The following is a 26,606-nucleotide window of genomic DNA, read 5'->3' on the forward strand; positions in this document are numbered from 1 at the left end:
AAGTCGGATGTTCCCTCGCGGCAATTCTATGGAGAGCTTACGGATCATCATAGGTCGAACCGTAGCGCTCGATGCGCAAACGCTCGCACTCGACGGAGCATGAGGGTGCATGTGCCGTTTAGATTAGACCTCAGACTCAGGACTTTCTGGAAGCTTCGGCAACTGCCTTCATGAGTTCGGCCCAGGCATGGGCCCAGGGGATGCGCTCCTGCTCAAGGCGAAGGCGCATGCCATATTTGTCGGACTTGAGTGCGTCCCAAAGCGCGGCTTCAGCAGGCAGAAGGCCCTCGCAGACAGCTTCGGGCGCCTGCCTGGGCTCCTCGACGGCGTAGGCATGAAAGCGCACGAGCGTCGCCTCGTCCATCATGACGGCGCGCGTCTTGGGAAAGCGCCGTCTTAAAGACGCGAGAATCTGAAGGCCCCACGTGTCGGCATCGCCCCAGTAGATGACCGTCCCCTCATGAATCCAGGGAACGGCATCGAGCTGCGTGACGCCCTTGCCCAAACCGAAAAAGAGGACGGCGCCCGGCACGTCGCCGAACGCAAGGCCCGACTGCTCGTTTTCGGAAATGAAGACGATTCTCGGATGAAGCGGCAGGATCGCGATTTCCTCCGGCGGCGCTGAGAGGTCGGAGAGTCCGTGCATGAGCGCACGGTCTGCGGGATCAAGAAGCCTCATGCGCACGCTCGAGGGCCTGCTCCTCAGACCTGCGAAGGCCTCGAAGGCCTGCGCCTCGGGCACGGGCCTCCCGGAAGCACGCCAGCGGGCGGCGAGAAGATCGCGAAGCACCGTCATTCTGGGCTTCGTGAGCCACTTGGTATCCATGCCCTCGACGGGCAGCTGACGAACATAGAGACCGCTTTCGGGATTGTCGGCAAGCCACCTGAAGGCGGAGAGCAGAATCGCGAAATCCTCGTCCTCCCATTCGGCGAGCACGCTCCAGGCACGCACGACCGCCTCCCTCAGGCCGTCTTCGCCGTCGACGAGGCGGGAGGCACGCTCGAGCGCACGTCTCCATGTGTGAAGCTCGCCCGCTGCACGCGCAACGGCTTCGGGCGACTCGAACACCGCACGTTCGGGAACGGTCTGACGGCCGCAGGCCGTCCAGTCCCGCACCGCGAAGGCCACCTTGAGACGGCCCGATTCGGCCTCCGCGCTCCATGCGTCGCGCCAGTCGAGCGTCTTCTGCGGGTCGGCGAGGACCTCGCGCTCGGAAGGAACGCCAAGCGGGACGGCAAACGGCCAGGCCGAGTCGTCGGGAAGGCCCAGATGACCGGCGAGCCACCTGCGGCACGACGCCCGGAATCGACGCGCCGCAGTCGTGCGGACCTCGGCCGGCGTCTTCATCAGGCCTCCTTCACGGGTTCTGCGGATTCAGCGGGCGCCTTCCAGACGAGGCGGTGGACCGCGCCGTCGTAGGGGATCGTAAGCACGCTCGAGTACTTGCGCTCGACGATGTGCACCACGCAGGCGCCACCAATGAAGGGCTCGAGCGTCGTGACGGCCTTGTCGGGCGTGGCGACGATCATCTGGAAGCCGAACTGGCGGAAGATGTTCATGGCGAGCGTCGTGAAGTCGCTGTCGGCCTTGTCGAAGGCCTCGTCGAGCACCACGAGCGCATAGGTCGGGACCGACACGCTGTCGCCGCAGAGCTGGTACCTGAGGGCGGCAGCCAGGCAAGTCGTCGTGAGCTTCTGGCGCTGGCCGCCGGACTTGCCGGCGCCGCTGCGGTAGACCTCGATCTGGCGTCCGTCGTCATCCACTTCCTCGCCAATGAAGTCGACGTGGCGGCGTACGTCAAGCACTGTGTCGCGGTAGCGGCGGTTTTCAGGCAGGTCCTTGAGACTCGACACGAGCTCGGCGAGGATCGCGAAGCGCTTTTCAGCCTCGCCGTCCTCGACCTTGACGTCCCAGGCGCCCTCGAGGGCGTCGCGGATCCGCTTCCTGAACTCGACCACTTCGGAGAGCATGCGCTCCTGCGTCGTGATGCGAAGGAAGGTCCTGCGACCGTTCGTCACGTTGAAGGGCACGACGTGAAGGCTTTCGTTCACGAGTTCGAGGCGCTGCAGAATGTCACGGCGCTCCTCGGTGAGGTACTGGCGCAGCTGCGAGAGGTTCTGCATGCTCTGTTGGCGCAGGAGCTCGCGGAACTTCGCCTCGAAGTCGGGCAGGCGGTCGCGCTCGAGCGTCTCGAGCAGCCTGAAGTAGTCGCCCGCGAACTCAAGGCCCGCGCCGAGGTCGGCCGACTCTGCGGGGAACTGGTCGCGGAACTTGTCGAACGCGGTCGTGACGCGGATCTCCATGTCCTTCACGCGAGCGACGAGCTTCGAGATTTCGTCATTGATTTCACGCGCGACCATGTTGACGAGGTCGTCGAGCGTGTCGAGGCGGATCTCGCCGAGCCTTGCACCGAAGCGGTCGCCGAGTCCCTTGCGCATGCCGTCGGTGAGCGCCGCGATCTGCGTGCTCCAGGCGTCATTCAGGGTCTGCAGGCGCTTCCTGACGGTCGTGAGCGCGCCGTCGGCGGTCTTGAGGTCGGCCTTTGCGTCGGAGAGCTTCTCCTCGACGGCGGCAATCTGAATGCGCGTCTCCTCGATGGCCTTCGCGAGCTCCCTGAGGGCCTCGTTGCCCTCGCGCACGGCGCGGATCTGGGCCTCGAGGCGGTGGATGTCGGCAAGAATCGGAGCGGGATCGATGTCGATCCAGGAGGCGGCCGCAAGGGTGTGGCAGTGCACGAGCCTGCGGCTGGCCTCAGCCTCCTCGTTCTTGAGGGCCGTGATCGCGCGCCTCTTCTCATGAAGATCACGACGGCGAATCTCCTCTTCGGCCCTGAGGGCCGCGAGCTTGGCGCGATTGTCCATGCCGAGCACCCAGGCGCGCGGATCGTCGACCGCGCGGGTGTCGTTCTTGTCGTATCGTGCGTGCGTGTCCTTCACGAAGCCCGTCTTCGTCACGGCGCGGCGCGCGGCGGCGAAGGCCTCGGGCGTCTCGACGCAGGCGAGGTCGTAGTCGCGGCGAAGGACGCTCTCGAGCCACTGGGCGTGCACGCCGTCGGTGACCCGGATCTTGCGGATGACGGAGTCGTCCGAAAGGCTCCCCGCCTCCTCGACGATCGCGCCGCCCGTCCTCAGCAGGCGCACGTGGGCGCCCCAGTTGGCGCCGTTGACGACACGGGAAACAGCTTCGAAATGTTCGGAGGGCACGAGAATCGAAAGGGCGAGCGGCCTGAGCGCGCGTTCGAGAGCGCCTCTCCAGGCGATCTGCTCGGGCAGCACCTCGATGAATTCGCCCGCAAAGGGCAGGTCCGTGGTCCTGAGCCCCGCCTCGGCAGCGACCTTCTCGCGGATCCTGAGCTGCACGGCGGGAATGCCCGAGCGCTGCGATTCGAGCGACTCGATTTCCTCGCAGAGGACGTCGAGCTCGCTCTTGATGCCGTGCTCTTCGCCGATGAGGGCCTCGATCTTCGCGTCCCTCGCCTTCTTCAAGTCGGCGGCACCCGCCTCTTCAGCGGCGGCAGCCTCAACGAGCGTGCGGAATTCGTCAGCCGTGGGCGGCAGAGCCTCGCCGAGCTCGCGCGCGGCGGCCTCGACCTTTCCGCGCTCGCGCATCGCGCGGTCGCGGTCCTGTTCGCGACGGGCCTTTTCGGCCTCCCAGCCGGCGATCTGGTCGCCGCCGCTCTGGCGCTCGCGAAGCTCAAGGTCGGCGAGCGTGCTGCGCCTTGCGACGAGATCGGCCTGAATCGTGCGGACGTTCTCCTCATACGTGCGGCGCTCGTTCTCGAGCTTCGCGGCCTGGGCGGTCAGAAGGTTCGCGCGCCAGGACTCGCGGTAGGCGGGGAGCGCCTCCGCGAGGAGCTTCGCGCGGAGGCGGCCCTCTTCTGCCTGCTGCATGTCGCCGAACGCCGTCTGCGCGGGCGAGAGCACGCGGATCTGGGCGTTGGCGGCCACGACGGCGCGGTGCGAGGCCTCGAGCTCGACAAACTCATCGACGAGACGGGCGGCGATCGCGTAGGTGCGCGGCTCATCGAGCATGAAGTTCCTCAGAAATTCGTTGAGGTCGCCAAGGTTCTTCGCGGACTGCGTCTTGTGAAGGAGCTTGAGCGCAAGGCTGCTCTTGATGCCGAGGAGCGCCGTGAAGGCGGTCTCGTAGGGCGGAAAGAGGTCCGAGCACCTGGCATCGCCCAGATCGAGCTTGAGACGCCTGAGGTCGTAGTCGGACTCCGAAAAGCCGGTGATGAGGGCCTTGAGGTCGACGTCTCGTTCAACGACGGCGTAGAGGCGCTTGACGTCGCCCACGCCGTTGAGCTTTCCGCGGATCCAGAATACCTGCAGGAGCGTCACGATGCGGCGGGCGTTGCGGAAGGTGAGCGCAAGGCCCGAGGCGGTCGTCTCCTCGCGCAGGTACTGCGTTGTCACGCCCGCATCGGTCTGAAGCTCGGACCATGCGCCGCGGACGTAGGAGACGATCGAGCGGTCGCCCTTGACCTTGCCGCCCGTCTCATGCGCGGCGGCGTTGAAGTCCACCCAGCGGGGCGGAATCAGCAGCTGGGAGAAGGCGTCGAGAAGCGTCGACTTGCCCGAGCCCGAGGCGCCCACGAAGAGAAAGCCCTCTTCGGCGATCGGAATGTCGTTGCAGCCCGAGAAGGTGCCCCAGTTGTGTACCTGCAGGCGCACGGCCCTGAACTGTTCTTCGGGCATGAGCTCGGGGAAAAGCGCGAGATCGGTCATTCCATGTCCTCCGCATCGTCTTCGTCGTCTTCGGATTCGTCGTTTTCAATGCCGGCGGGAATTTCGGCGGCGGCCTCGCCCGGCTTGACGGCCCTGCCCTCGTAGTAGTCCTTGACCTGTTCGACGAGTTCGGCCGTCATGAGCATCTTGAGGACGGGCGAGATCTCGAAGGCGTCCTCGCCGCTCTTGAGGCGGCGCAGCACGCCGAAGTGGTCCGCCTTGGTGACGGCGCCCGCCAGATGCCTCTCGAAGCCGACGGCGTCGCGATTGCGGCCCGCGATGTCGGCGAGATGCTCGCGGATTTCGTCAAGGCCGATGACGGCGCGCTCGCCCCTGCCCTCGGCGCTCGAGAGCCTCAGGCGCAGGAAGAGGAAAAGATAGGTCTCGATGTAGTTGAGCGGCTTGCGCTTCAGAAGGATCGGCGCCTTGACGGAATCGGTGTCCGCCTGGCGCGTGAACGCGAAGAGCTGCTCGCGGTCGATCACGAGGTCGAGAAAGAGGTCGTTGAGGCGGCTGCGGATCAGGTCCTCGCTCTCAAGCAGGGCCTTCCAGATGACGGGCATGCGCATGCCGTCGAGCACGGGGCCCTTGAGAAGCTGCACGAGCGCGCGCCTTGCGTCGAGCTTCAACCCGCCCGCGTCACCGCGCCAGAGGCCCGCGGCCTGTTCGTCATTGCGCGCGGCGTCAGTAGATTCGGGTGAGTTCATCGATCTTGTCCTTAACAAAGAAGAGTTGATTCACGGTGGCGGAGCGCTCGCGGCCGTCGAGCCCCGTCCACTTGAGGCTCTCGGTGCCCGAGCCGGGAATGCCGTGACGAAGCGCGAGCTCCATGAGACCGACGACGCTGCCGAGGCCCTGCTTCGCGGGATGCGCCTCGAGTACCTCGCCGACACTCGCCTGGTCCTTGCGGGAGAGCACGTCGGCGACGTTCTCCCTGAGCTCGCGGATGTTGATTTCGGATCTTGCAATGCGCTCGCCCACGGCGGAGAGGTCAAGCGGAGGCGGCGTGCCGTCCTCGACGGGCGGCGGAGGCGCATAGGTGACGGGATCCCAGAGGACCATCTGGCCCGCGGACCTCGGTGTGAAGCCCGTCCTCGAAAGTTCGATCCCGGTCCTACGGACGGGACTCTGCTCGTCGGCCGCATCGATCCCTGCGCGCATCGCCTCGGTGAGGAGCCTGTTGAGACGGTGTTCCTCGAGATACTGGCGGCTTTCCACAAAGTTCCTGAGACCCTGGGCCAGACGCTTCGTCGTGTCGTGCACATCCCCGCCCCTTTCGAGCAGGTTGCGGCGCATCGTGCGCAGCATCCTGCGCTCTTCGACGGTAAGATCGCGCGCAAAGTCGCGCGAGAGCACGGCGTCGATCGCCTCCTCGAAGCGGGCGGACTCGACGGGATCGTTGAGCAGGCGCCAGAACGCGAAGAAGGTTCGGCCTGCAGGGCTGAGCCTGATGAGATCGAGCCCTGCGAAGACGTCCTCGAGGACGTCGCCCCTCGAGCCCGAGCACTCCATGATGCGGCGGCGAAGGTCAGCGTTGAGCGCCTCGAAGCTGTCGCGCACGCGATGAAAGTCGCCCACAAGCCCCGAGAAGAGCGTGAGAATCTCGCGGGTGCGCTCTAGCGCGGTGTCCTTGTCCAGCACCTTCACCTCGCCCCTGCCCACGGCCTCAAGCTCGCGGCGGATGCGGCTCTGCTCCTCGATGAGACGATGCTCGCGGCGTTCGACGTCCGCGTCGGTGTCTTCTTCAAGTCCGTCGAGCGCGGTGATCACAAGCTGCAGGCGGGATTCCGTCGCCTCCGCACGGGGCCTGCCCATGCCGGTCACAAACCTCACGGCGTCGACCGAGGCCGAGGTGAGCGAATAGACCTCCTCGTCGCTGCCGTAGGGCAGCGTGCGTTCGAGAAGCCCCTGGGCGAGCCACTGCGACGCGTATTCGCGGGCCGTCGACGGCATGTCGACGCCCGTTGCGCGAAGCTCCTCGAGACTGCGGTCGACGCGCGCGTAAAATTCGGACGCACGCATCCCGTGGTCCGCCTCGTAGAGGTGCTCGGCCAGGATGGCGATGATGGCGGGCGCATTGGCTGCCGCCAGAAGCTTCCAGAGGGGCGCTGCGCGCAGACGCTGGAAGCCGGGGTATGAGATGCTGGCTTTCATAGGCCGTATATTTTACATGGTCGGGCGACTTTCCTCCTCCCCCGCGCACCCAAAGAAGCCCTCTCCAAAGCCTTGATCCGCGCGGTTTTGGAAGAAGCCGCACGACATTCTTCAAGCTCATTTTTCCACTGGGAACCGCATGTCCACAGCACTCCTCGTGCGCCGCGAAGTCGCGGCCTTCATTCCAGAACTGAGCCTCGTCGCCGCCCTCGACGGCTCGATCGCAGGCCACGTGGCGGGCGTGCGGGACGTCATCCACGGACGCGATGGACGAGATCGAAGCGTTCGACAGGACCCTCGAGCCAAGGGAGAAGCTCTGCGACACGCCAAGCCGGAGGCATCTTCTCGAGATTGTGGCGAGGGCGAGACCTGCTGAGAAATCAAACGGGCGTTGCACAGGGAAATTCCGGCTGTCCCGCAGGTTTGACGAAAACACTATTTCACCTTGTCGGCAGCCCGAAGCCTGCCCCATCCTGCACCCGCGCGATTCCGTCCCCGACCGATCGGAGTTATATTTATTAAATCGGGCGCCATTTTCGACCAACTCAGGCGCCTGCCAACCGCGCCGCACGACCGGGCTCAGGCACTGCCTGCACGCCATGCGGCGCAACCTCATTGGAGAGCACACAAAATGAAGAAGATTCTTCTTGCCGCCGCCGTGTCCGCCGCCTTCGGCATTTCCGGCGTTCAGGCCGCTGAAGACATCACCGTCGACGTCGCCGTGATCGGCGCGGGCGGCGCAGGCCTTTCCGCCGCCGTCGAAGCGGCCAACCTCGGCGCCAAGGTCGTCGTTGTTGAAAAGATGGCCATGGCGGGCGGCAACACGATCCGCGCAGCCGGCGGCCTCAACGCCCCGTGCACGTCGCTCCAGGCCGCCAAGGGTGTTCAGGACTCCCTTGAAATCGCCTACTACGACACGATGAAAGGCGGTCACTGGAAGAACGATCCCGAACTCGTTCGCACGCTCGTCGCGGGTGCGGGTCCCTCCGTCGAATGGCTCCTCGCTCTCGGCGGCGACCTTCGTGACGTCGGCCTGCTCGCCGGCGCCTCCAAGGCCCGCGCCCATCGTCCGACCGGCGGCGCCCTCGTCGGCCCTGAAGTCGTCCGCACGCTCTACACGGCCGCCAAGGACCGCAAGATCGACATGCGCATGAACACTGAAGCCACGAAGATCCTCACCGACGACGGCAAGGTCACGGGCATTCAGGTCAAGAGCAAGAAGGACGGCACCTACACGATCCACGCCAAGGCCGTCGTCAATGCGGCCGGCGGCTTCGGCGCCAACAACGAGCTCGTCTCCAAGTACGTGCCCCGCCTGAAGGGCTTCGCCACGACGAACCATCCGGGCGCCCAGGGTGAAGGCATCGTCCTTTCCGAAAAGATCGGCGCTCAGCTCGTCGACATGACGGAAATCCAGACCCACCCGACCGTCGTGCCCAAGGTCGGTGAAATGATCACCGAAGCCGTCCGCGGCAACGGCGCCGTCCTCATCAACAAGGACGGCTCCCGTTTCTACAACGAGCTCAACACCCGCGATGCGGTCTCCGCCGCCATCCTCAAGCAGAAGGACGGCGTGGCCTACCTCTTCTTCGACTCCGACATGCAGAAGTCCCTGAAGGCCACGAACAACTACATCAAGCAGTCCTACTGCCTCAAGGGTGAGACGCTTGACGAACTCGCCGGCAAGATGGGCGTGCCCGCCGACAAGCTCAAGGCCTCCCTTGAAGCCTGGAAGCAGGGCAAGGCTGCGGGCAAGGACGCCTTCGGTCGCGCCGACATGCCGCGCAACCTCGATCAGGCTCCGTTCTACGCCATCATGGTGACGCCTGCCGTCCACCACACGATGGGCGGCGTGAAGATAGACCCGAAGACCCAGGTCTACAACACCAAGGGCCAGATCATCCCGGGCTACTTCGCCGCGGGTGAAATCACGGGCGGCGTTCACGGCGGCAACCGTCTCGGCGGCAACGCCCAAGCCGACATCGTGACCTTCGGCCGCATCGCCGGCCAGCAGGCCTACATCTACTCGAGGCAGGCTAAATAACGGACCTTCCTCCCGTCCTCCGCGACGGGAGCATCCGCTCGCACAAAGCCCCGCCGCCCGGCGGGGCTTTTTTCATCGGAGCACCTCCGCTCGCCCCCGCAAAAAAGCCTGATCCGCCTTCAGGATCATGAAAACGACGGCGTCCGAGGCGTTGCGGGCCCCTCCCCTTCCCCGCATCACGGGCGCACCCGCCGTCGCCGCCTGGGAGCGAGGCGAAGAGACGGATCTTCCGCATTTTCCGCGCAGTCTGGAACGAATCGTTCACGTGCCTGAGAATCAGGGTAACACGAATTTCGCCCCCGTTCGTTTTTGCAGATTTTCCGCCCTGAAAACGCGTTTTTTGACCGCTTCAGGCCCCGTTTTGCACGTTCTCTGTATTTCGCTCCTGCGCTCGCAGGGTGTGATTTCGGGCCATTTTCCGCCCCTGGGACGCCCGCATTGGCTACAATGGTTTTCTGCAGATACAACAAATCCAAAAAAAGGACTTACGATGACCGCAAACACGCAGTCCAAGGCGATTGTCCGAGTGGTGGACGACGATCCCGACGTCAGGCGCTCCTGGCAGTTCGTGATCGAGGGCGAAGGCTGGAACGTGCTCACGTACGCGAGCGCGCTTGAGTTTCTCGAGAAGGACAGTCCCTTCACGCCGGGGTGCCTGGTGCTTGACGTGCGCATGCCCGGCATGAGCGGGATCGAACTCCAGCATGAGATGAAGTTGCGCGGCGACACGCTCCCCATCATCTTCATCTCGGCCCACGGCGACATCGACATGGCCGTGAAGACGATGAAGGACGGTGCGGACGACTTCCTCTCGAAGCCCGTGACGCCCGAGAGACTTCTTGATGCGATCGAGAAGGCCGTGAAACGCGACGCGAGGATCCGCACGGAGTCCGCGGCGCTCGAGCAGGCCAGAGCGGCCTTCCGCAGGCTCTCGGCGCGCGAGCAGGAGGTGGCCATGGGCGTGGCGCGCGGGCTTCTCAACAAGCAGATCGCCTATGAGCTCAACATTTCAGAGAAGACCGTGATTGCGCACAGAAGCTCGCTCTGCAAGAAGCTCGGCGCGAGGACCGCGGCCGACATCACGCGCATGCTGATGACGATCGATCCCGACGCGATCACGGGCGCGCCCGCACCCGCCGACGGAGAGTGAGCCCGGGGATCCCCTTCCCTTTCGATTCCTTCGGCTTTGCAGAATCCGGACAAAAAGAGAGCCGCTTCGACGACCTGTGCGTCGAAGCGGCTCTTTGTTTTCGTGGGCCTCCGGTCCTGCCTGCCCGTGAGGCGGGACCGGAGTCAACGGGCCGTTAGAGGAGAATCGGCTCGTAGTAGCCCGCGAAGAGCACCGAGGCGCGAAGGAGAAGCGCACCGACGATGCCGAGCACCGCGCCCACGGCGACAACCTTGTGGCTGCGCGTCGTGAGGTTGATGGCGAACGGGATGAGCGAGCCGCAGAGGACGGCGCCCACGAGGAACATCATGGCCTGCGGACCGGAGAGCAGGGCCTCAGCGCCGGCGCGGGCGGCGGCGGAGGTGGAGCTCGTCGCGACGTGCACGAAGGCGAAGATCGTGAAGAGCTCGGCGGCCTCGACCCAGAGGGACGTGCGGCGGCTCCAGAGGACCTTTTCATGCGGGATGCGGCCCGAGATCGCGAGGAGCTCGATGCAACCCATGGCGCTGGCCATGCCGGACATGATCCAGAGCAGCGGGATCAGGGCCGTGTTCCAGAGCGTGACACCGACGGCCTGCGTGAGCAGGAAGCCCGAGTAGATCGTGGCGGCGACGCCGACGGCGGCGGCGATCCAGTTGAACCAGTCGCCGGCAACGAGCTTGCGGCAGCACTCGCCCTTGAAGATCACGCCCGCGAAGACGCAGGAGTAGAAGAGCGTGAGGCAGCACTGCACGACGAGCAGGCAGATGCCGATGAACATCCAGCTACCGAAGTTGAAGCTCATCTCAAGCAGGGCCGAGATGGCGGCCATCGGCAGGTTGAGGATGCGCGTCAGATGGCTGACGACGAGAAGCGTGCCCACGATGCCCGTGATCGTGCAGACGTAGACGAGCGCCTTCTCGCGCACCCAGTTGTTGAGGAACATCCCCATGCCCGAGAGACCCACGAGCCAGAGGAAGAGCGCAATCGTCCAGCCCCAGTGGGCGGCCTGGACCTGCGCGGTGAAGTCGGAGAGATCCATCATTTCTGCACCACCACATAGAAGTTCGGTTTGGTCCCGTGGCTCTCAAGGAGCGTCTGGGTCTTGGAAGAGGCGATCTTGCGGGAGATTTCGGACTGCGGATCGAGCGTGTCGCCGAAGAGGCGGGCGCCCGCCGGGCAGGCCGTCACGCAGGCGGGCAGGCTGCCGCCCTTGATGAGCTCCAGACAGCCCTCGCCCATGCACTTGCTCGGCAGGCCCGTCTTCGGGTTGGACCAGCGGGCGTCGTACGGACAGGAGGCCACGCAGTAGTTGCAACCGATGCAGCGCTTCGGATCGTTGCGCACGAGGCCGTTCTCGTCATAGTAGTTGGCGCCGAACGGGCAGGTCGTGACGCAGGGCGCTTCGGAGCACTGCTGGCACTGGACGAGGAGCTGCATCGGACGGTTCTTCTCGACCTTGACCTGACGGATGTTGTTGCACACCGTGTTCCAGGCCGGGATGAACTCGTTGATGAGGTCCGGATAGTTGGTCTGGGCGCAGGCGGTCGTGCACGCGCCGCAGTTGATGCACTGGGTCGCATCGAAGAGGTGCGCCAGCTGTTTCTTGACTTTCTTCATGGTGACTTATCCCTTGATGCGCTTGACACGGATGCAGCTGTTGTTGGCAAGATTGCCGACGACGGGCTGCGCATAGCCGGTTGCAAACCAGTGCGAGTTGATGCCCTCCTTCACGAAGTCGAAGCGTGGATCGTTGACCAACTCCTTCGTGCGGACGCCGCCGGAGAAGCCGAAGGCGAACACGCTGCCGGCCATGACCTTCTTCGTCACGGTGACGACGACCTCGGCCTGGTACTCGCGGTCAACGCCTTCGACCATGACCTTTTCCTTGTTGGCGATCCCGAGGCGCTCGGCGTCGTACGGGTTCATCCAGAGGGTGCGGTCGCCCGTGAAGCGGGTGGTCGCGGCGAAGATGTTGAGACCCGAGGAGGACGTGCAGTTCTTGCCCGAGACGAGCACGAACTCGTTGCTCTGGGGCTTCGGAGCCGTGTAGGCGGGAGCCGGGAAGTAGTCGCTGATCGGCTTGATCTTCTCGTAGCCCGGCTTCGCGAAGGACTTGAAGCCGTAGATTTCGATCTTGCCCGTGGGCGTGCCGAAGGGCTTCTTCCAGGGATAGACGCCGTACTTCTTCTTGTTGACCGTGGTCCAGCCCTTGGTCTTGAAGTCGGCGAGGATCTTTTCGCCGGAGCCCGGGTTCTTGGCTTCCTGGTCCTTGACGAACTTGGCGATGCCCTTGTCGTCGAACTTGTTCCACCAAGCGTCGAACTCGTCGGCCGTCTTGCATTCCTTGTAGCCCACGCGTTCGGCGCGTTCCGGATAGGCGCGGCGGAGGATTTCGAGGAGGATCCACACGTCGTGGCGGGCCTCGACGCCCTCGGGCGGACGGATGCCGGCGTCGTTCATGTGCACGGAACCGTCAAGCGCCCACTTCACGCCGGCGGTTTCGCGACGTTCGAGGAAGTAGGTGGCCGGCAGCACGTAGTCGGCGTAGTCGCACACCTCGTGCGGCAGCAGGTCCTGCACGACGAGAAGGTCGAGCGTCTTGAGGGCCTTGGCAAGGCGCGTGGAGTCGGACTCGCGGTGGAAGAGTGTGGTGCCCACCGTGAAGAGCGCGCGGATCGGATAGGGCTTGCCCGTGATCATCGCGTCGAGCGCGGCCCAGAGGTTGCCCGCGGATTCCGGAGAGAGCATCTTGTCGATGCGCTTGGCGTCAACCATGTCCCACTTCTCGCCGTTGGGGCCCTTGCCCGCGGCGACGCCCGGACGCTTGAAGCCGCCGCCGGCGGTCACGACGATGCCGCCTTCGCGGTCGACGTTGCCATTGAAGGCGTTGAGGATGTTGATGAGCTGATAGAGCTCGATGTCGTTGCCGTTCTTGGAGGAATACCAGCCGTCGTCAACGACGCCCTTGAGGTTGGCGAAGTTGTGGGCGAGCCTGACGAGTTCGTCGGCCGGGATGCCCGTGATCTTCTGGGAGGCCTCGGGGGTGTGGCGGGCGGCGATTTCGGCGAGGATGTCGAGCGCGGTGCGCACGGCGGTCGTCGTGCCGTCGGCAAGCTTCACCTCCTGGGCGAAGTGCAGGTTGGCGTCCGTGTCGGCGGATTCGTCGAAGCCCACGGCGGCGCCCTTTTCGTCGAGCACGACGCCCTGGAAGACGATGCGGTTCGTCTTGAGGTCATGCACGGCGTAGCGGTCCTTGCGGCCGCCGGCCTTCATGTCGGCTTCGGTGAGCGGACGGCCGTCGGCCTTGATGAGGTAGGCGGCATTCGTGTGCTTGGCGAGGAACTTCAGGTCGGCGAGGCCTTCCTGGAGCATGACGTTCATCATGGCGAGCACGAAGGAGGCGTCGGTGCCCGGACGAATCGGGACCCACTTGGCGTCTCCGTAGGCGATGTCGGGCATGCGCGGGTCGACGCTCACCACCTGGGCGCCGCGTTCACGGGCCTCGTTGAGCGAGTGCAGGCAGCCCATGGCGGAGCCCATGGAGCGGCCGATGAGGATCAGGTAGCGCAGGTGCTTGTAGTCGGGCTCGATCTTGCCGGCGCCCGAGAAGCCCTTGCCGTACACCCAGTCGCGACCGGCGATCGAGGCGGAGTTGCAGGTGCTCGAGTGGCCGATGTCGTTCGGGGAGCCGAGCGGGAACGTGATCCACTTGGAGTAGGAGGAGAAGGAGTGCGACGTGGAGACGACGGACTGCTCGCCGTGCTTGGCGACGACGTCCTTGAGCTTCGCGGCGATGTCGTTGAGGGCTTCGTCCCAGGAGACTTCCTTGAACTTGCCTTCACCGCGTTCGCCCACGCGCTTGAGCGGCTTCCTGATGCGCAGCGGGTGGTTCCAGATCCACATCGTGGCGGCGGCGCGGCCGCAGTAGCCGCGCTGGGGGTGATCCGGATTCGGGAAGATGCGAACCGTCTTTTCAGAGGTCGGCTCGCCGATCTTCTTCATGGCCACGAGGCCGCAGAAGGCGCCGCACATGCAGCAGGCGAGCGGATGACGGCTCCAGCCCTGGTGCTCGAGCTCCTTGAGCTGTGCTTCGATGGGCCACATGGCGCCGGCCGCGCCGGTCGTGGCGACGGCAGCCGCACCGCCGAGCTTGATCAGCCCGCGACGCGACATTCGAAGGTCGACAATGGTGTCTGCCATTCGTTGTTCTCCTTGGTGTTTTGTACGAACGGCTCCCCTGAACGGGGCGGGAGCCGCACAGAAACAGATTCTGTCCGCTATGCGGGACGGGAGGGAGCCGCCTTCGGTACTACCCCTATTGGATATTTGTCCATACTCCCCTACCCCGTTATTCCAGATATGAACAGCAAATCAGCCTGAAATCGGTGAAAAATCCCCAAAAACGCCATGGTTTTGCCTGAAAACGGGCGTCCTGCAGGTGTTTATACCCAAAACCACCCTTTCAATCCGAGCTAACCCTTATAAACGAAACACCCTATGGCGACAATAGCATTCACCTATTTACCTAGTTCCAAAGAACTAGGCGGCCGTTTCCCCTCCTCCTCCACCTCCTCCTTTTGGCGAAGTTTCGGGGGCGCGAGTTAGAATCGAACCGTCCCTCTTCTCTCCTTCCCGTCATTCTCCTCAGGCACGATGTCCGGTCCCTTATCCAGAGCCCTTGCGGGCCTCCTTTTCGTCCTTATGCTCGTCCCCGGCGTCTCTGCGGCGTCCGACGACGGCATGCTCGTGCCCGACAGCGCCCACGCGGCCGCCGAGTCGGAGACTGCGTCCGTCAAGCGCCTCAGGCTTGCGATCGTCAACTCCTACGGCATGTCGATCATGGACGACTACTACAGCCGCACGATCGAGGCCGTGAAGGAGAAGCTCACTCCGATCGAGATCGACGTGAAGATCTACGGTCCCGACAGCTTTCTGAAGGCGGCCGAAAAGGAAAGCTTCGACATGTCGATCGCCTCGAGCGGCCTCACGAGCCTCATGATCGAGCGCACGGGCGGGCTGCCGCTTGCGGCCGTCGTCTCGGACGAGGCGCCCGACCCCAACTACGCCAACGGCGCGGCGATCATCGTGCGCGCCGACCGTCCCGAACTCAGGACGCTCGAGGACCTGCGCGGCAGGAGCGTCGCCATCATGAGCCGCACCGCCTTCGCGGGCTGGCAGATTCCCGCCTCCGAGATGGTCCGCAAGGGGCTCGACCCCGAGGCCTTCTTCTCCGAGATCCGCGTCTCGGGCTATCCGATGACGCGCATCGTGCAGGAGGTGAAGTCGGGCGAGGTGGACGTGGGCTTCGTGGCGACGTGCCTGCTCGAGCGCATGGCCCGCGGCGGGCAGATCGACCAGAAGGACTTCCGCGTGATCGGCGAGCACGCCGACAGGCTCGTCGCCTGCCGCCACTCGACCGAGCTCTATCCGAACTGGTTCTTCTCGATCAAGCCCTCGGTCCCCACGTCCGTCGCCCGAACGCTCACCGCCACGCTGCTCGACGTGCCGGCCGCACCCGACGGCACGCAGTGGACGATCTCGAACGACAACCGACGCCTCTTCGAGGTGTTCCGCGTCCTGCAGGTGCCCTACGGCAATCCCGACGACTTCGGGCGCTTCGTGAGGCGCATCCTGCCCTGGGTCGTGGGCGCGGGCGGCGTGCTCCTCATCCTGCTCCTCAACACGCTTCTTCTTGCGCGCCTGGCCTCACACCGCGCACGCGCGCTCGAGAAGGCCATGGACGAAAAGCTTCGCGCCGAGCTCGCCGCCCAGCAGAACGCCGTCCAGATCGAGAGCCTGACGCGCGCGAGCGCCGTGGGCCTTCTTTCGAGCATGGTCGCGCACGAACTCAAGCAGCCCCTCACCGTCATCGGCAACTATGCCGGCAGCCTGCGAAGACGCCTGAGCCGCGGAGAAGTTCCACACGAGACGCTGCTCGCCTCCATCACCGAGATCGAGGACTCGGGGACGCGTGCCGCCGCCATCATCGACCGCGTGCGCAGCTACGGACAGGTGCGCACACGCTCGCTTGCCGCCGTCGACCTATCGGACCTCGTCAAGACTGCCGTCGCCCGCTGGCGCCGCCACTCTGCGCACCGCGTCCCCTGCACGCTCGACCTCGAACCGGGCCTCACCGTTGAGGCCGACCGCCTTGAGATTGAGCTCGCCGTGCTCAACATCGTGAAGAACGCAGCCGCCGCCGTGAAGGACCAGCCCGACGCCGCCATCGAGGTGACGCTCAAGGCAGACGGCGCCTACGCCAGACTCTGCATCGCCGACAACGGGCCCGAGCTCTCCGATGAGGAGATCGCGCGTCTTGGCGACATCGGCTACACCACCACTGCGGGCGGCCTCGGACTCGGCATCGCCATCGTCCACTCACTCCTCGAGGCCCACGGCGGCTCGCTCGCCTACCGCCGCAGGACCGACCTCGGCGGCCGCGGCCTCGTCTGCACCGTGAGGCTCCCGCTCTCCGGCGCCCCCGAGGACAGGACCGCCGCCTGAGCCGCAGGCGGATTCCGCCCCTTTGTTTCCAATTGCCGCGCTTCCCGTGCGGGATCCGCCAAAATGCGTAGAATTGACGGAGCCGATCCCATGACGACGGGAAATTTCGTATGAGAGCGAAGCAGTCGTCGAGCGCCGACAGACCAAACTGCGGCGGCGCCGAGATGGTCCCCGGACATTGTTCCGGCAGCCATAGGACCGGCGGACGGGGCCGCGGGCAGAGACTGCACGCGGCCCCGTCTTCATTTCCGCCCCCGCCACGCCCCTCCGAAACCCACTCCCACTCAATCGTACACATGCGCCAGTCGCTTTAAAACGACACTCGCACAACGAAACCCGCGCATTCGACAGGTGACGCAAAGGCCGACTTCCGCTACAATTCGGCTCCGAAAATCCTGCGGTCCGTCGCGCGCGTGCGCGAGGGCCCACCGCCACTTTCGAACGCACAAGACATGACGATTGAAAACAGAATCGCCGGCGCTCTGGCCGGCATGGTGCTCGGCGACGCCCTCGGCGTGCCGGGCGAACTGTGGCCCCGCGAGAAGGTCCGCGCCCGCTTCGGGCACATCGACACGTTCCTCGACGGCCCCGAGGACAACATCGTCGCCTGCTACTTCAAGGCCGGCCACTACACGGACGATTCCGCACAGGCCTTCGTGATCCTCAAGGCGCTTCTCAAGGCCGGCACGGTGCCGCCCGTCAAGGTGCTCGCCGACGATCTGATCGCCTGGGTCGAGTCGATGAACGGGTTCGAAATCAACCTGCTCGGCCCGAGCTCCAAAGCAAGCCTTCTCGCCCATTCCCGGGGAGAAGACTACACGAAGTACACCAAGCTCTCGCTCACGAACGGCGCGGGCATGCGCATTGCGCCCGTGGGCTGCCTCGTCGACTGGAACGATTCCGAAAAGCTCGCCGAAACGGTTGCGCGCGTCTCGATCGTCACGCATGGCACGGACGTGGCGATCGGCGGCGCGGCCATGGTCGCCCAGGCCGTCGCGAGCGGCATCGGCGGACGCTCCTGGGAGGAAGCCGCAGAGGACGCGCTCCGCATCTGGAACGTTGCGCGCGCCAAGGGAGAGCCCACCTGGGCAGCTTCGGTCGCGGAACGCTTCCGCCTCGCACTCTCCGTCATGAAGGATTTTGACGACGACGAGAAGTTCTCCCGCTGGGTCTACGACATCCTCGGCACGGGCACGATGACGAGCGAGAGCGTGAGCGCCGCGCTTGCCGTCGCCTTCTACTGCCGCAGCGCCGAACGCGCCGCGATCATGTGCGCCAACATGGGCGGCGACACCGACACGATCGGTGCGATGGCCTGCGCGATCTGCGGTGCCTTCGAGGGATTCGATGCGCTACCCGAATCGCGCTCGTCCTTCCTCGAGACGACAAACGCGCTCGACTTCCGCGCCATGGCGACCGAAATCGCCCGCGCCCGCACGACCTTTCACCTCTGAGGGAGCCCCTGCATGCGAAGCATCCGCTCCGTCCTCCATTCGCTCAAGCCTCAAAAGCGCGTCCTCATCATCGGCTCGGCCTTCGTCGACATGGTGATCAACGTTCAGGAGATGCCGCGTGCGGGCGCCGACGTTGAGGGCGACTACCGCTGCACGACCGTCGGCGGCTGCTCCTTCAACGTCGCGGACGTCCTCTACAAGCTCGACCTTCCGTTCGAGAGCTACATGCCCGTGGGCGAGGGCCGGTTCGCCGACCTCGTCGCGCAGGCCCTCACGGAGCGCGGCTATCCCGTGCACCGCGAGGCGGGCGAAGGCGACAACGGCTGGTGCCTGTCGCTTGCCGACGCCTCCGGCGAGCGCACCTTCATCTCGATGTTCGGCCTTGAACGCCGCATGAAGCCCGACTGGTTCGAGCGCTTCGACATCGAGAGCTTCGACTACCTCTACGTCTCGGGCTACCAGGCCGAGGGCGAAAACGGCCGCGTCATCCTCGAGGCCCTCTCCCGCAAGCGCCCAGACGCCGTCGTGGTGTTCGATCCGGGTCCCCGCGTGCACTTCATGCCGCGCGAGCGCGTCGAGGACTTCTGCCGCCTCGGCTGCCTCTTCACCGTCAACGCCGACGAGGCCCTCTTCATGACGGGCACGACCCGGGTCGAGGATGCCGCGTTGCGCCTGCACGACATGTCGGGGCGCGATGCCGTCGTTACCGACGGCGGCCGCGGCGCGATCGTGGCCGACAACGCCAGCGTGCGCCGCATCCCGGGCTTCCCCGTCGCGATCGTTGACACGATCGGCTCGGGCGACGCACACACGGGCGGCGTGATCGCAGGCCTCATGTGCGGCCTCCCGATCGACGAATGCGTGCTGCTCGCCAACCGCGTGGCCTCCGTCGTGACGGGCCGCGAGGGCGGCGCCTGCGCGCCCACGATCGACGAGCTCCTCACCGAGCACTGCTGACGTACAAGGGCCCTCATTCCCATTCAAATCAACCGCCCCGCCCGGCCTTCCCCTGGGCCGAACCGGGAATTTCATCCCTTCCTCAAGAAAAGACAACCAACATGAGCGACAACTCCTCCGCCTCCGCCATTGAGGTCAACGGCGTCAACCCCGTTCCCGACAGCGAACGCTACGGCACGCCCGCCGGGCTCTTTCCCATCTGGTTCTCCTGGAACATCTCCATCTTCGGCATCACGCTCGGCATCTACGTGCTCGGGCTCGGCCTCTCCGTCTGGCAGGCCATGCTCGCAGGCGTGATCGGCTACTTCGTCTCCTGCGCCCTCGTGGGCATCCTCGCCGTGGGTTCCGTACGCACGGGGCTGCCCACGCTCGTGCAGTCGCGCTTCGCGTTCGGCTACCACGGCAACAAGATCCCGACCTTCTTCGGCTACGTGGCCAACATGGGTTGGAAAGTCACGATGCTCTCGATGGCCTCGACGACGCTCGCCGACCTGATGTGCCACCTCGTTCCCGTGCTCGCACAGGTCGACGGCTCCCCCACGTCCGCCTGCGTCTTCGGCTCCTTCATCGTCGTGATCGTCCTCACGATGACGGGGGCCGTCTGGGGCTACCAGCTCATCATGAAGATCGAGAAGGCGATCGCATGGATCACGGGCCTCTTCACGCTCGTCTACCTCTTTTTCTTCATCCCGCAGATCGACTTCTCCGTCCTCGGCGACCGTCCGTCCGCAGGCATCGTCGAATTCCTCGGTGCCGTCGTGCTTTCCATGACGATGGTGGGCCTGGGCTTCCTCAACTACGGCGGCGACTACTCCCGCTACCTGCCCCGCAACACGAGGGCGGGCGGCGTCATTTTCTGGACGATGACGGGCATCGCACTTCCCGTCTCGGTTCTCCTCATCCTCGGCGTCATGCTCTCTGCGGGCAACCCCGAGCTTCTCGCCAAGGCCTCCCACGAACCGATCGCCGCGCTCACCGGCATCCTTCCCTTCTGGTTCTACGTACCGTTCTCAATCGTCATCATCGTGAGCCTCATCTCGGCCGGCATGACGGGCGTCTACAGCTCGGGCCTCGCGCTCCTCGCCATGGGCGTGCCGCTCTCCCGCGCCGCAACCACCGTCGTCAACGCCGTGATCATCACGCTCGGCGCCTTCTATCTTCTCTTCATTTCGGACTCCTTCGTCTCGACCTTCCAGTCGTTCCTCGCAGCGATCTCCGTGATCATGGGCTCCTGGGGCGCCATTGAAATGGTCGACATGCTGCGCCAGAAGCGCCTCAACTGGGACGTCCGCATGGCCTTCGACTACGGCGAGGGCGGCCGCAGCGGCCGCTGGACCGCACTCCTCTCGCTCGCCGTCGCCACGATCATCGGTCTGGGCACCATCACGTCGAGCGACCCCTACATCGCCCGAATCGTGAGCTTCCTCCTGCCCTCGGGCGCCGAGACGAGCGTCTTCGCCAAGGCCAACATCGGCCTCGTCGTCGCCATGATCGCGGGCGGCCTGCTCTACGCAGTCCTCACCTTCGTCTGCCGCTTCGACGTCCCGCCCGTCCTGAAAAAGAAATAATCCCGCCCATTCATTCAGGCTGAAATCCTCCGGAAGGCCCCGCGCTTATGTAAACGCGGGGCCTTTTCTTGATCCTCGTCCACTAATCCTGCGCCCGCTACCCGCCCGCAGCGTCCTCAGGGCCCCGAAGTCGAGCCCTTCCCTCAACTTCCATCGAGCGCACGCCGCTCTTCCCAGTGCCGCAGGCGTTTCCAACCATACCCGCCATACGCCGACGTCCGAACCTCCCTGCACGCGGCCGTTTGCCTCGCCAAAGCATTCGGGATTTCACCTAAAGAAAAGCCCGGAAACGGCCTCAAACCTACCTCTTGAGAGGTACTTGACCCCAATCAGACACGCACCCGTAGAGTTGCGCCCAGGTCATTTCATTTCCAAGGGCGCCCGCAGGTTCTCCTTCTCCTGCGCCCCTTTACGGCAAACCCGCAGCCTCTCCCTGCGGGTCCCATTCGATTCGGAACTCATCATGAACAAGTCTCTCTCCCGTCGTGCATTCCTCCGCACGAGCATTGCGAGCGGCGCCTCTCTCGCCGCTGCGGCCGCTGGTGCGGCTCCCGCCGGCATCTACAGGCCGGGCACGTATTCCGCCAAGGCCTCCGGCATCGGCGAAGTCACGGTCACGATGACCTTTGACGCCGACCGCATCATCGACGTCGTGCTCGACGTCTCCCACGAAACCCCGGGGATCGGTCAGGCCGCCGCCGACACGCTCAAGAAGAACCTGATGGCCGCTCAGGCCGCCGAAATCGACGGCGTCTCCGGCGCCACGATCACGTCGAAGGCCGTCTCCAAGGCCGCCGCCAAGTGCATTGCGCAGGCCAAGGGCGAAATTCCCGTTGAAGTCATCTCCGACAAGAAGACCGACGAAGACGACGGCGACTGGCTCGGCAAGGAGCCCGAAATCGCCGAAAAGGACATCGTCGCCACGCACGAGACCGACATTCTCGTCGTCGGCTGCGGCACGGGCGGCCTCTTCGCCGTCGCCGCCGCTGCCGAAGCGGGCGGCAAGGTGATCGGCATCGACCGATTCGCCGTCGGCACGGGCATCCGCGAGGACCTCGGCGCCATCGACTCCCGCTACCAGAAGGCCTGGGGCACCAAGATCGACAAGTTCGAGTTCATCACGATGGCCACGCAGTACGCGGGCGGCCACATCCAGCAGGACCTCGTCAAGCTCTGGTGCGACAAGTCCGGCGAAGCCATCGACTGGGTCGGCGACCGCCTCGCCGAGCGCAACATCGAGCTCTGGCATGAGTCCGGCGACAAGAACGACGAAACCCGCTACAAGCACTTCGCCATCGGCCACTCTCCGAAGCTCCCGATCGATCCGAAGACGGGCAAATTCAAGATCACGCTCGCTCAGGTCGTCGAGCAGTACGCCGCCAAGAAGGGCGCCCGCTTCGACTACAACACGAAGATGGTCAAGCTCGAGAAGAAGAACGGCCGCGTGACCGGCGTCATCGCCGAGAACGCCGACGGCAAGTACGTCCGCTACAACGCCGCGAAGGGCGTCGTAGTCGCCACCGGCGGCTACGCCCAGAACTGGAAGATGATGGAGGCCCTGCAGCCCTGGAACCTCCGCATCATCGGCCGCTCCGGCGCCCTGCCCGGCGCCCGCGGCGACGGCATCCGCGCCTGCCTCTGGGCCGGCGCCAAGATGGACGAGACGCACTCGATCATGATGTTCGACCGCACCGCCATCCGTCCCGACCAGCAGCCCGGCCCCGACACGGTCAAGTCCGGCGACAGCGGCTTTTTCTGGATCGGCTCCCAGCCCTGGCTCAAGGTCAACGCCGACGGCAGGCGCTTCATGAACGAGTCCGGCACCTACGAGAACATCCTCCACGCCGACGAATATCAGAAGGGCCACTGCCACTACACGATCTTCGACTCCAACTGGGTCAAGTACGCCGAACAGTTCAAGATGCACGGCTGCTCTCGCCTCTTCCCGTTCGAAAACGGCGCCGAGCCCAACATTCCCTGGGAGGTCTTCCGTGACCGCATGCTCCCTGGCCTGATCGCCAAGGGCTACGTCCAGAAGGCCGACACGATTGAAGAGCTCGCCAAGAAGCTCGGTCTTCCGGCCGCCCAGCTCAAGGCCACGGTCGCCCGCAACAACGAGCTCTACCGCAAGGGTGAGGACGTCGACTACGGCAAGGAAAAGCACCGTCTCTCCGCCGTCGACAAGGCTCCCTTCTACGGTGCCAAGAACACGGGCTGGATGCTCTGCACCATGGACGGCATCCAGATCAACACCAACATGAACGCCATCGACACCGAGGGCAACCCGATCCCGGGCCTCTTCGTCATCGGCAACGACAGCGGCGGCTACTTCGCCAACGAGTACCCGAACCTCGCCACCGGCATGGCCTGCGGCCGCACGGTGACCTTTGGCCGAATCGTGGGCCGCATGCTCGCCAAGGCCTGATCCCGCGCACGGAAAGGGCACGCATCGAAAAAGGCATCTCACCTCGGATGCCTCCAGGGTCGCAAGAGAGGGAACAATCCTCCGGCGGCCCGCCCCCATCATCTTCAACCTTCCTCAAAACCACAACAGGACAAGGGCGCCGCGCCGATCCCGCACGCAGGACGCCCGAACTGATATGAAGCATTCCATCCTCTGCTGCGCCGTGACCGGCGCCCTCGCCTCCGGCGCCGCCTTCGCCGCCGACACTCAGATCTACGGCGTCATCGACACCGGTTTTTCCGTTCGCAACAACCAGTACGTCAACGGCAACAGCGACACCACCACCCGCATGGTCTCCGGCCAGTACATCGGCTCCCGCTTCGGCATCAAGGGCTCCGAAGACCTCGGCAACGGCTACAAGGCCGGCTTCGTCCTCGAAAGCAGCATCAAGACCGACGACGGCTCCCTCGGTCAGGGCGGCCGCCTCTGGGGCCGCGAAGCCCGCGTCTACCTTTCCGGCGACTTCGGCGAAGTCAGCTTCGGCCGCGTCGGCCCGATCGTCGGCGGCAACGGTCCGTACGCCCGCTTCGGCCACGTCATGAACGCATTCTCCTGCGGCTGGGGCGACGTCGGCGGCAGCCTTCAGGTCGTCTCGCTCGGCTACGAATTCGTCGACAACGCCGTCACCTACCTTACGCCCAAGTTCGGCGGCCTTGACGCCGTCTTCCAGTACTCCTTTGGCGCCGACACGCAGTCCGACGCCTACAAGGACGGCACGGAAGGCAAGTCCAGCGTCGAGCGCATGTACGCAGGCGCCGTCCGCTATCAGAACAGCACGGTCCTCGTGTCCGCCGGCGTTGAAGGCATCAATCAGGATCAGCCGAGCGCCGACCGCAACGGCCTCGACGATGCACTCTCCTTCAACCTCGGCGGCAGCTATGATGCCGGCTTCGCCAAGTTCTACGTCTACAGCCAGGTCTTCCAGAATTACGCCAAGGCCGCCAAGGTCACGATGTTCTCCATTCCCTCCGGCGTCGACGGCTACGGCGTGAACCTCGGCTTCGAAACGAAGGCTCTCGGCGGCACGGTCAAGGCCTCCTTCGGCTGGGGCGACTTCGAAGGCAGCCACGCCGACAACCTGACGATGAAGACCTATCAGACGGCCCTCGGCTACAACTACCCGCTCTCCCGCCGCACGACGCTCTACACGGCCGCCGGCTGGATCCACAACGACTTCTCCGACGACTATGCGGCCGCCAAGCCCACCGCCGTCGAAAACGACTACGAATGGATCTGCGGCATCACGCACAAGTTCTGATGAAGAACAACCGGTTCTGACCGACGAAGGCCTGAGCTGACAGGCAGAAAAAACCAGAAGCAAGCGGGGACGGCCTCACGGCCGCCCCCGTTTGTTTTCATCCGCGCCACACTCCGGATCAGTCCTTCACGGGAATGATGAAGCGGCCGCAACACCTCCTTTCCGCGCCCGGCGCCTCAAGCTGCAGCTCGTGCACGAGCAGCGCGTCGCCCGCCTGCTCGAAGCCGAGCGCCTTCATCCTCTGGAAGGCGGGATGCTCGCCCTTCACGATGTCGGTCATCAGGAAGCCGTTCGGAATCCCGCTGAAGTGAAAGACGAAGGCCTTCCCGAAGCCCATGCGGCGCACAGCCTCGTTGACGGGAATTCCGTATTTCTTCAGAAGCGACTCCCGCACCGCAAAGCCCCAGTGCAGGTGCGACTCGTCGATCTCGAGCGACTGCGCGACGCACATCGCCGACTTCGTGACGGGGAGCCAGGCGCCCCAGGTCTTCAGGACGTCGTAGACGCACGACGTCTCAAGAAACTCGCGAGAATTCGTGTGGTAGAGAAACCAGTGCGGCTCCATGTTGCAGACCTCCCAGTCAACGGGCTTCGCACAACGCTCCTCAAACCAGAGGCGAATGCGCTCGTGCTCCTCGACCACGGCCTGCATGCGCTCGATCTGAGCGCGCATCTCGTCGACCTTGGCGTCAAGACATCCGACGGCCTCGTCGAGACCGCCCTCGAGAAACGGTCCCATTTCCTTGACGGAAATGCCGTAGTTGCGAAGCCTCATGTACTGAAGAATGCGGGCCGACTGGTCGAACCCGTAGTAGCGGTAGCCGCTCGCGCGCTGCGTGACGTCAAGCAGGCCGCTCTCCTGATAGTGCTTGAGGAATTCGGCCGTCACGCCGAGGTAGCGGGCAAAGTCGCCGATGCGGTACTGTCGGCAGTCAGTCTTCTTTTTCGTCGCCATGGTTGAGCCTGAATCCGTTTCATGAAGTGCAATGTCCATTCTCTCACGCCTCAAAGGGAAACGGTCGACACGCCTCGCCCCGACGGTGAAGAAGCGCCGCCCGTCTTGCGCTCCGCGCAAACCTTCTTTGCCTGCGCCTGCGTTTCGGGCCGTCCTCACCTTTGCTAGATTGAATCCCGTCAATCGGGATCCGCTCCCGAATCCGACCACCACAACAGGAGAAGACCATGAAGAAATTCGCACTGGCTCTGCTCGCCTCTCTGGCGCTCTCGACCGGCGCTCAGGCGCTCGAAACGGGCGTGGCTCCCAAAGTCACCGAACTCGGCGTTTCGAATCCGACGACCGGACTCTACGTCGGCAACTCGTACTCGTTCTATAACTGCGGAGTTCACGGCTACGTCCGCGGCCTCACGCGCGCCGCCAACCGCACCTGGAAGGCCCGCCTGCAGACCATCAGCTCCGGGATGCTGAGCTGGCACAACGTCGAGGACTATCTTTTGCCGCACGAAATGGACACGTATGTCGTGAAGGGTACCGACAAGATGTTCGACGTCGTCTTCCTTCAGGGCATGTCGTCCGAGCCCATCGCCGCCAAGCGCGTGCCGACCTTCAGGAAGTATCTCGCGAAGCACGTCGAGACGATCCGCTCCAAGAGCTCAGTCCCCGTCGTGGTCGTCACCTGGGCCAAGGCCGACAAGATGGACAAGGACACCCGCCGCCTTGCCGACAGCATCATCGAAGAAGCCAACCGCAACAACGCGATCGCGCTGCCCGTGGGCCTTGCCTTCGCCGAAAGCCTGAAGGAGCGCCCCGACCTCGTGCTTCATCAGGCGGACAAGAGCCATCCGACCGCCGCAGGCTCCTACCTCTACGGCGCGCTCATCTACTCGCTCCTCTTCAAGGCCTCGCCCGAAGGACTCGACTTCCTCGGCGAATGCGAAAAACCCCTCAGGCCCGAGGACGCCGCCTACCTGCAGAAGCTTGCGTGGCGAGTCGCCACGGAGTTCTACGGCTGGAAATGACAAGAGACCAATAAAGGGGATTCATCATGATGTTTCGTCTGCTTCCCGCTGCGGCCATGACCGCAACGGCGCTCGCCGGCATGACGGCCGGCGCCGCAACCGTTGACGTCTACGGCGTCGTCGACACCGGCCTGCACTACGTCAAGGCCGACAGCGGCGACACGTCCGTGACCATGGACTCGGGCATTTCCAAGGGCTCCCGCGTGGGCCTCATCGGCTCCGAGGATCTCGGCGGCGGATACAAAATCGTCTTCAATCTGGAGACGGGCTTCAGCCTCGACGACGGCTCCTTCGACAACACCAAGAACCGTCTGGTGAATCCTCCCCGCCCAATTATTAATTGGACGG

General features: G+C 64.6%; 19 protein-coding genes. 11 read left to right on the top strand and 8 right to left on the bottom strand.

Annotation, left to right across the window (positions count from 1 at the left end):
* Nucleotides 1-136: 136 nt before the first annotated feature.
* Genes HMPREF3036_RS00330 through HMPREF3036_RS00345 form a run of 4 tightly spaced genes read right to left on the bottom strand, consistent with a single transcriptional unit; the run spans nucleotide 137 to nucleotide 6,882 of the window.
* Nucleotides 137-1,348 (bottom strand): Wadjet anti-phage system protein JetD domain-containing protein, encoded by a 1,212-nt coding sequence (locus HMPREF3036_RS00330; protein WP_062330716.1) that lies wholly within the window; start codon nucleotides 1,346-1,348, stop codon nucleotides 137-139.
* Nucleotides 1,348-4,728, bottom strand: a complete 3,381-nt coding sequence (locus HMPREF3036_RS00335) for an ATP-binding protein (protein WP_062330718.1) — start codon at nucleotides 4,726-4,728, stop codon at nucleotides 1,348-1,350. The genes HMPREF3036_RS00330 and HMPREF3036_RS00335 overlap by 1 nt, the downstream gene beginning before the upstream one ends.
* Entirely contained in the window at nucleotides 4,725-5,435 is a 711-nt protein-coding gene (locus HMPREF3036_RS00340; protein ID WP_062330721.1) for a DUF4194 domain-containing protein, read from the bottom strand. Before HMPREF3036_RS00340 ends, HMPREF3036_RS00335 begins: the two co-directional genes overlap by 4 nt.
* Nucleotides 5,413-6,882, bottom strand: a complete 1,470-nt coding sequence (locus HMPREF3036_RS00345) for a DUF3375 domain-containing protein (protein WP_005435008.1) — start codon at nucleotides 6,880-6,882, stop codon at nucleotides 5,413-5,415. The genes HMPREF3036_RS00340 and HMPREF3036_RS00345 overlap by 23 nt, the downstream gene beginning before the upstream one ends.
* Before the next feature lie 139 nt (nucleotides 6,883-7,021).
* On the opposite strand from HMPREF3036_RS00345, the gene HMPREF3036_RS11770 reads away from it, so the two are divergent.
* The 3 genes from HMPREF3036_RS11770 to HMPREF3036_RS00355 all read left to right on the top strand — a co-directional run bounded on the left by HMPREF3036_RS11770 (nucleotide 7,022) and on the right by HMPREF3036_RS00355 (nucleotide 10,076).
* On the top strand, nucleotides 7,022-7,258 hold the full coding sequence (locus HMPREF3036_RS11770) for a hypothetical protein (RefSeq protein ID WP_147645251.1): 237 nt from the start codon (nucleotides 7,022-7,024) through the stop codon (nucleotides 7,256-7,258).
* Between the two features lie 255 nt (nucleotides 7,259-7,513).
* The gene (locus HMPREF3036_RS00350; RefSeq protein ID WP_062330723.1) at nucleotides 7,514-8,926 is read left to right on the top strand and encodes a flavocytochrome c; all 1,413 of its coding nucleotides are present in this window, start codon (nucleotides 7,514-7,516) and stop codon (nucleotides 8,924-8,926) included.
* Nucleotides 8,927-9,416: 490 nt separating this feature from the next.
* Nucleotides 9,417-10,076 (top strand): response regulator transcription factor, encoded by a 660-nt coding sequence (locus HMPREF3036_RS00355; protein WP_062330725.1) that lies wholly within the window; start codon nucleotides 9,417-9,419, stop codon nucleotides 10,074-10,076.
* A 154-nt stretch (nucleotides 10,077-10,230) separates the two neighbouring features.
* Here the strand turns inward: HMPREF3036_RS00355 and nrfD are convergent, their stop codons facing one another.
* The 3 genes from nrfD to HMPREF3036_RS00370 are packed head-to-tail and all read right to left on the bottom strand — an operon-like array spanning nucleotide 10,231 to nucleotide 14,276.
* Entirely contained in the window at nucleotides 10,231-11,118 is an 888-nt protein-coding gene (gene nrfD / locus HMPREF3036_RS00360; RefSeq protein ID WP_062330727.1) for an NrfD/PsrC family molybdoenzyme membrane anchor subunit, read from the bottom strand.
* On the bottom strand, nucleotides 11,115-11,693 hold the full coding sequence (locus tag HMPREF3036_RS00365) for a 4Fe-4S dicluster domain-containing protein (RefSeq protein ID WP_062330730.1): 579 nt from the start codon (nucleotides 11,691-11,693) through the stop codon (nucleotides 11,115-11,117). Before HMPREF3036_RS00365 ends, nrfD begins: the two co-directional genes overlap by 4 nt.
* Nucleotides 11,694-11,699: 6 nt before the next feature.
* On the bottom strand, nucleotides 11,700-14,276 hold the full coding sequence (locus HMPREF3036_RS00370; protein ID WP_062330733.1) for a molybdopterin-containing oxidoreductase family protein: 2,577 nt from the start codon (nucleotides 14,274-14,276) through the stop codon (nucleotides 11,700-11,702).
* 453 nt (nucleotides 14,277-14,729) lie between these two features.
* On the opposite strand from HMPREF3036_RS00370, the gene HMPREF3036_RS00375 reads away from it, so the two are divergent.
* From HMPREF3036_RS00375 to HMPREF3036_RS00400, 6 genes are all read left to right on the top strand, one after another.
* Nucleotides 14,730-16,580: a sensor histidine kinase gene (locus HMPREF3036_RS00375; RefSeq protein WP_082897298.1), complete on the top strand. Its 1,851-nt coding sequence runs from the start codon at nucleotides 14,730-14,732 to the stop codon at nucleotides 16,578-16,580.
* 452 nt (nucleotides 16,581-17,032) lie between these two features.
* Entirely contained in the window at nucleotides 17,033-18,034 is a 1,002-nt protein-coding gene (locus tag HMPREF3036_RS00380; protein ID WP_062330738.1) for an ADP-ribosylglycohydrolase family protein, read from the top strand.
* A 12-nt stretch (nucleotides 18,035-18,046) separates the two neighbouring features.
* Nucleotides 18,047-18,991 carry a PfkB family carbohydrate kinase gene (locus HMPREF3036_RS00385; protein ID WP_062330740.1) on the top strand — a complete coding sequence of 315 codons (945 nt, stop codon included), beginning with the start codon at nucleotides 18,047-18,049 and terminating at the stop codon, nucleotides 18,989-18,991.
* 101 nt (nucleotides 18,992-19,092) lie between these two features.
* A complete protein-coding gene (locus tag HMPREF3036_RS00390; RefSeq protein WP_062330743.1) occupies nucleotides 19,093-20,559 on the top strand; it encodes a purine-cytosine permease family protein in 1,467 nt (488 codons plus the stop codon).
* 463 nt (nucleotides 20,560-21,022) lie between these two features.
* A complete protein-coding gene (locus HMPREF3036_RS00395) occupies nucleotides 21,023-22,984 on the top strand; it encodes an FAD-binding protein (RefSeq protein ID WP_062330747.1) in 1,962 nt (653 codons plus the stop codon).
* Nucleotides 22,985-23,159: 175 nt separating this feature from the next.
* Nucleotides 23,160-24,281, top strand: coding sequence for a porin (locus HMPREF3036_RS00400; protein ID WP_062330750.1), 1,122 nt, complete (start codon nucleotides 23,160-23,162; stop codon nucleotides 24,279-24,281).
* A gap of 118 nt (nucleotides 24,282-24,399) precedes the next feature.
* Here HMPREF3036_RS00400 and HMPREF3036_RS00405 read toward each other — a convergent pair whose 3' ends face one another.
* Nucleotides 24,400-25,236 carry a MerR family transcriptional regulator gene (locus HMPREF3036_RS00405; RefSeq protein WP_062330753.1) on the bottom strand — a complete coding sequence of 279 codons (837 nt, stop codon included), beginning with the start codon at nucleotides 25,234-25,236 and terminating at the stop codon, nucleotides 24,400-24,402.
* Nucleotides 25,237-25,463: 227 nt separating this feature from the next.
* Here HMPREF3036_RS00405 and HMPREF3036_RS00410 point away from each other — a divergent pair, with 227 nt between their 5' ends.
* Entirely contained in the window at nucleotides 25,464-26,258 is a 795-nt protein-coding gene (locus HMPREF3036_RS00410) for a hypothetical protein (protein ID WP_062330756.1), read from the top strand.
* A 26-nt stretch (nucleotides 26,259-26,284) separates the two neighbouring features.
* Nucleotides 26,285-26,606: porin (locus tag HMPREF3036_RS00415; RefSeq protein WP_156469699.1), on the top strand; the 322-nt coding region annotated here is incomplete at its 3' end.

It is taken from the genome of Sutterella sp. KLE1602 (genome assembly GCF_001578585.1).
Taxonomy (GTDB): domain Bacteria; phylum Pseudomonadota; class Gammaproteobacteria; order Burkholderiales; family Burkholderiaceae_F; genus Sutterella; species Sutterella wadsworthensis_A.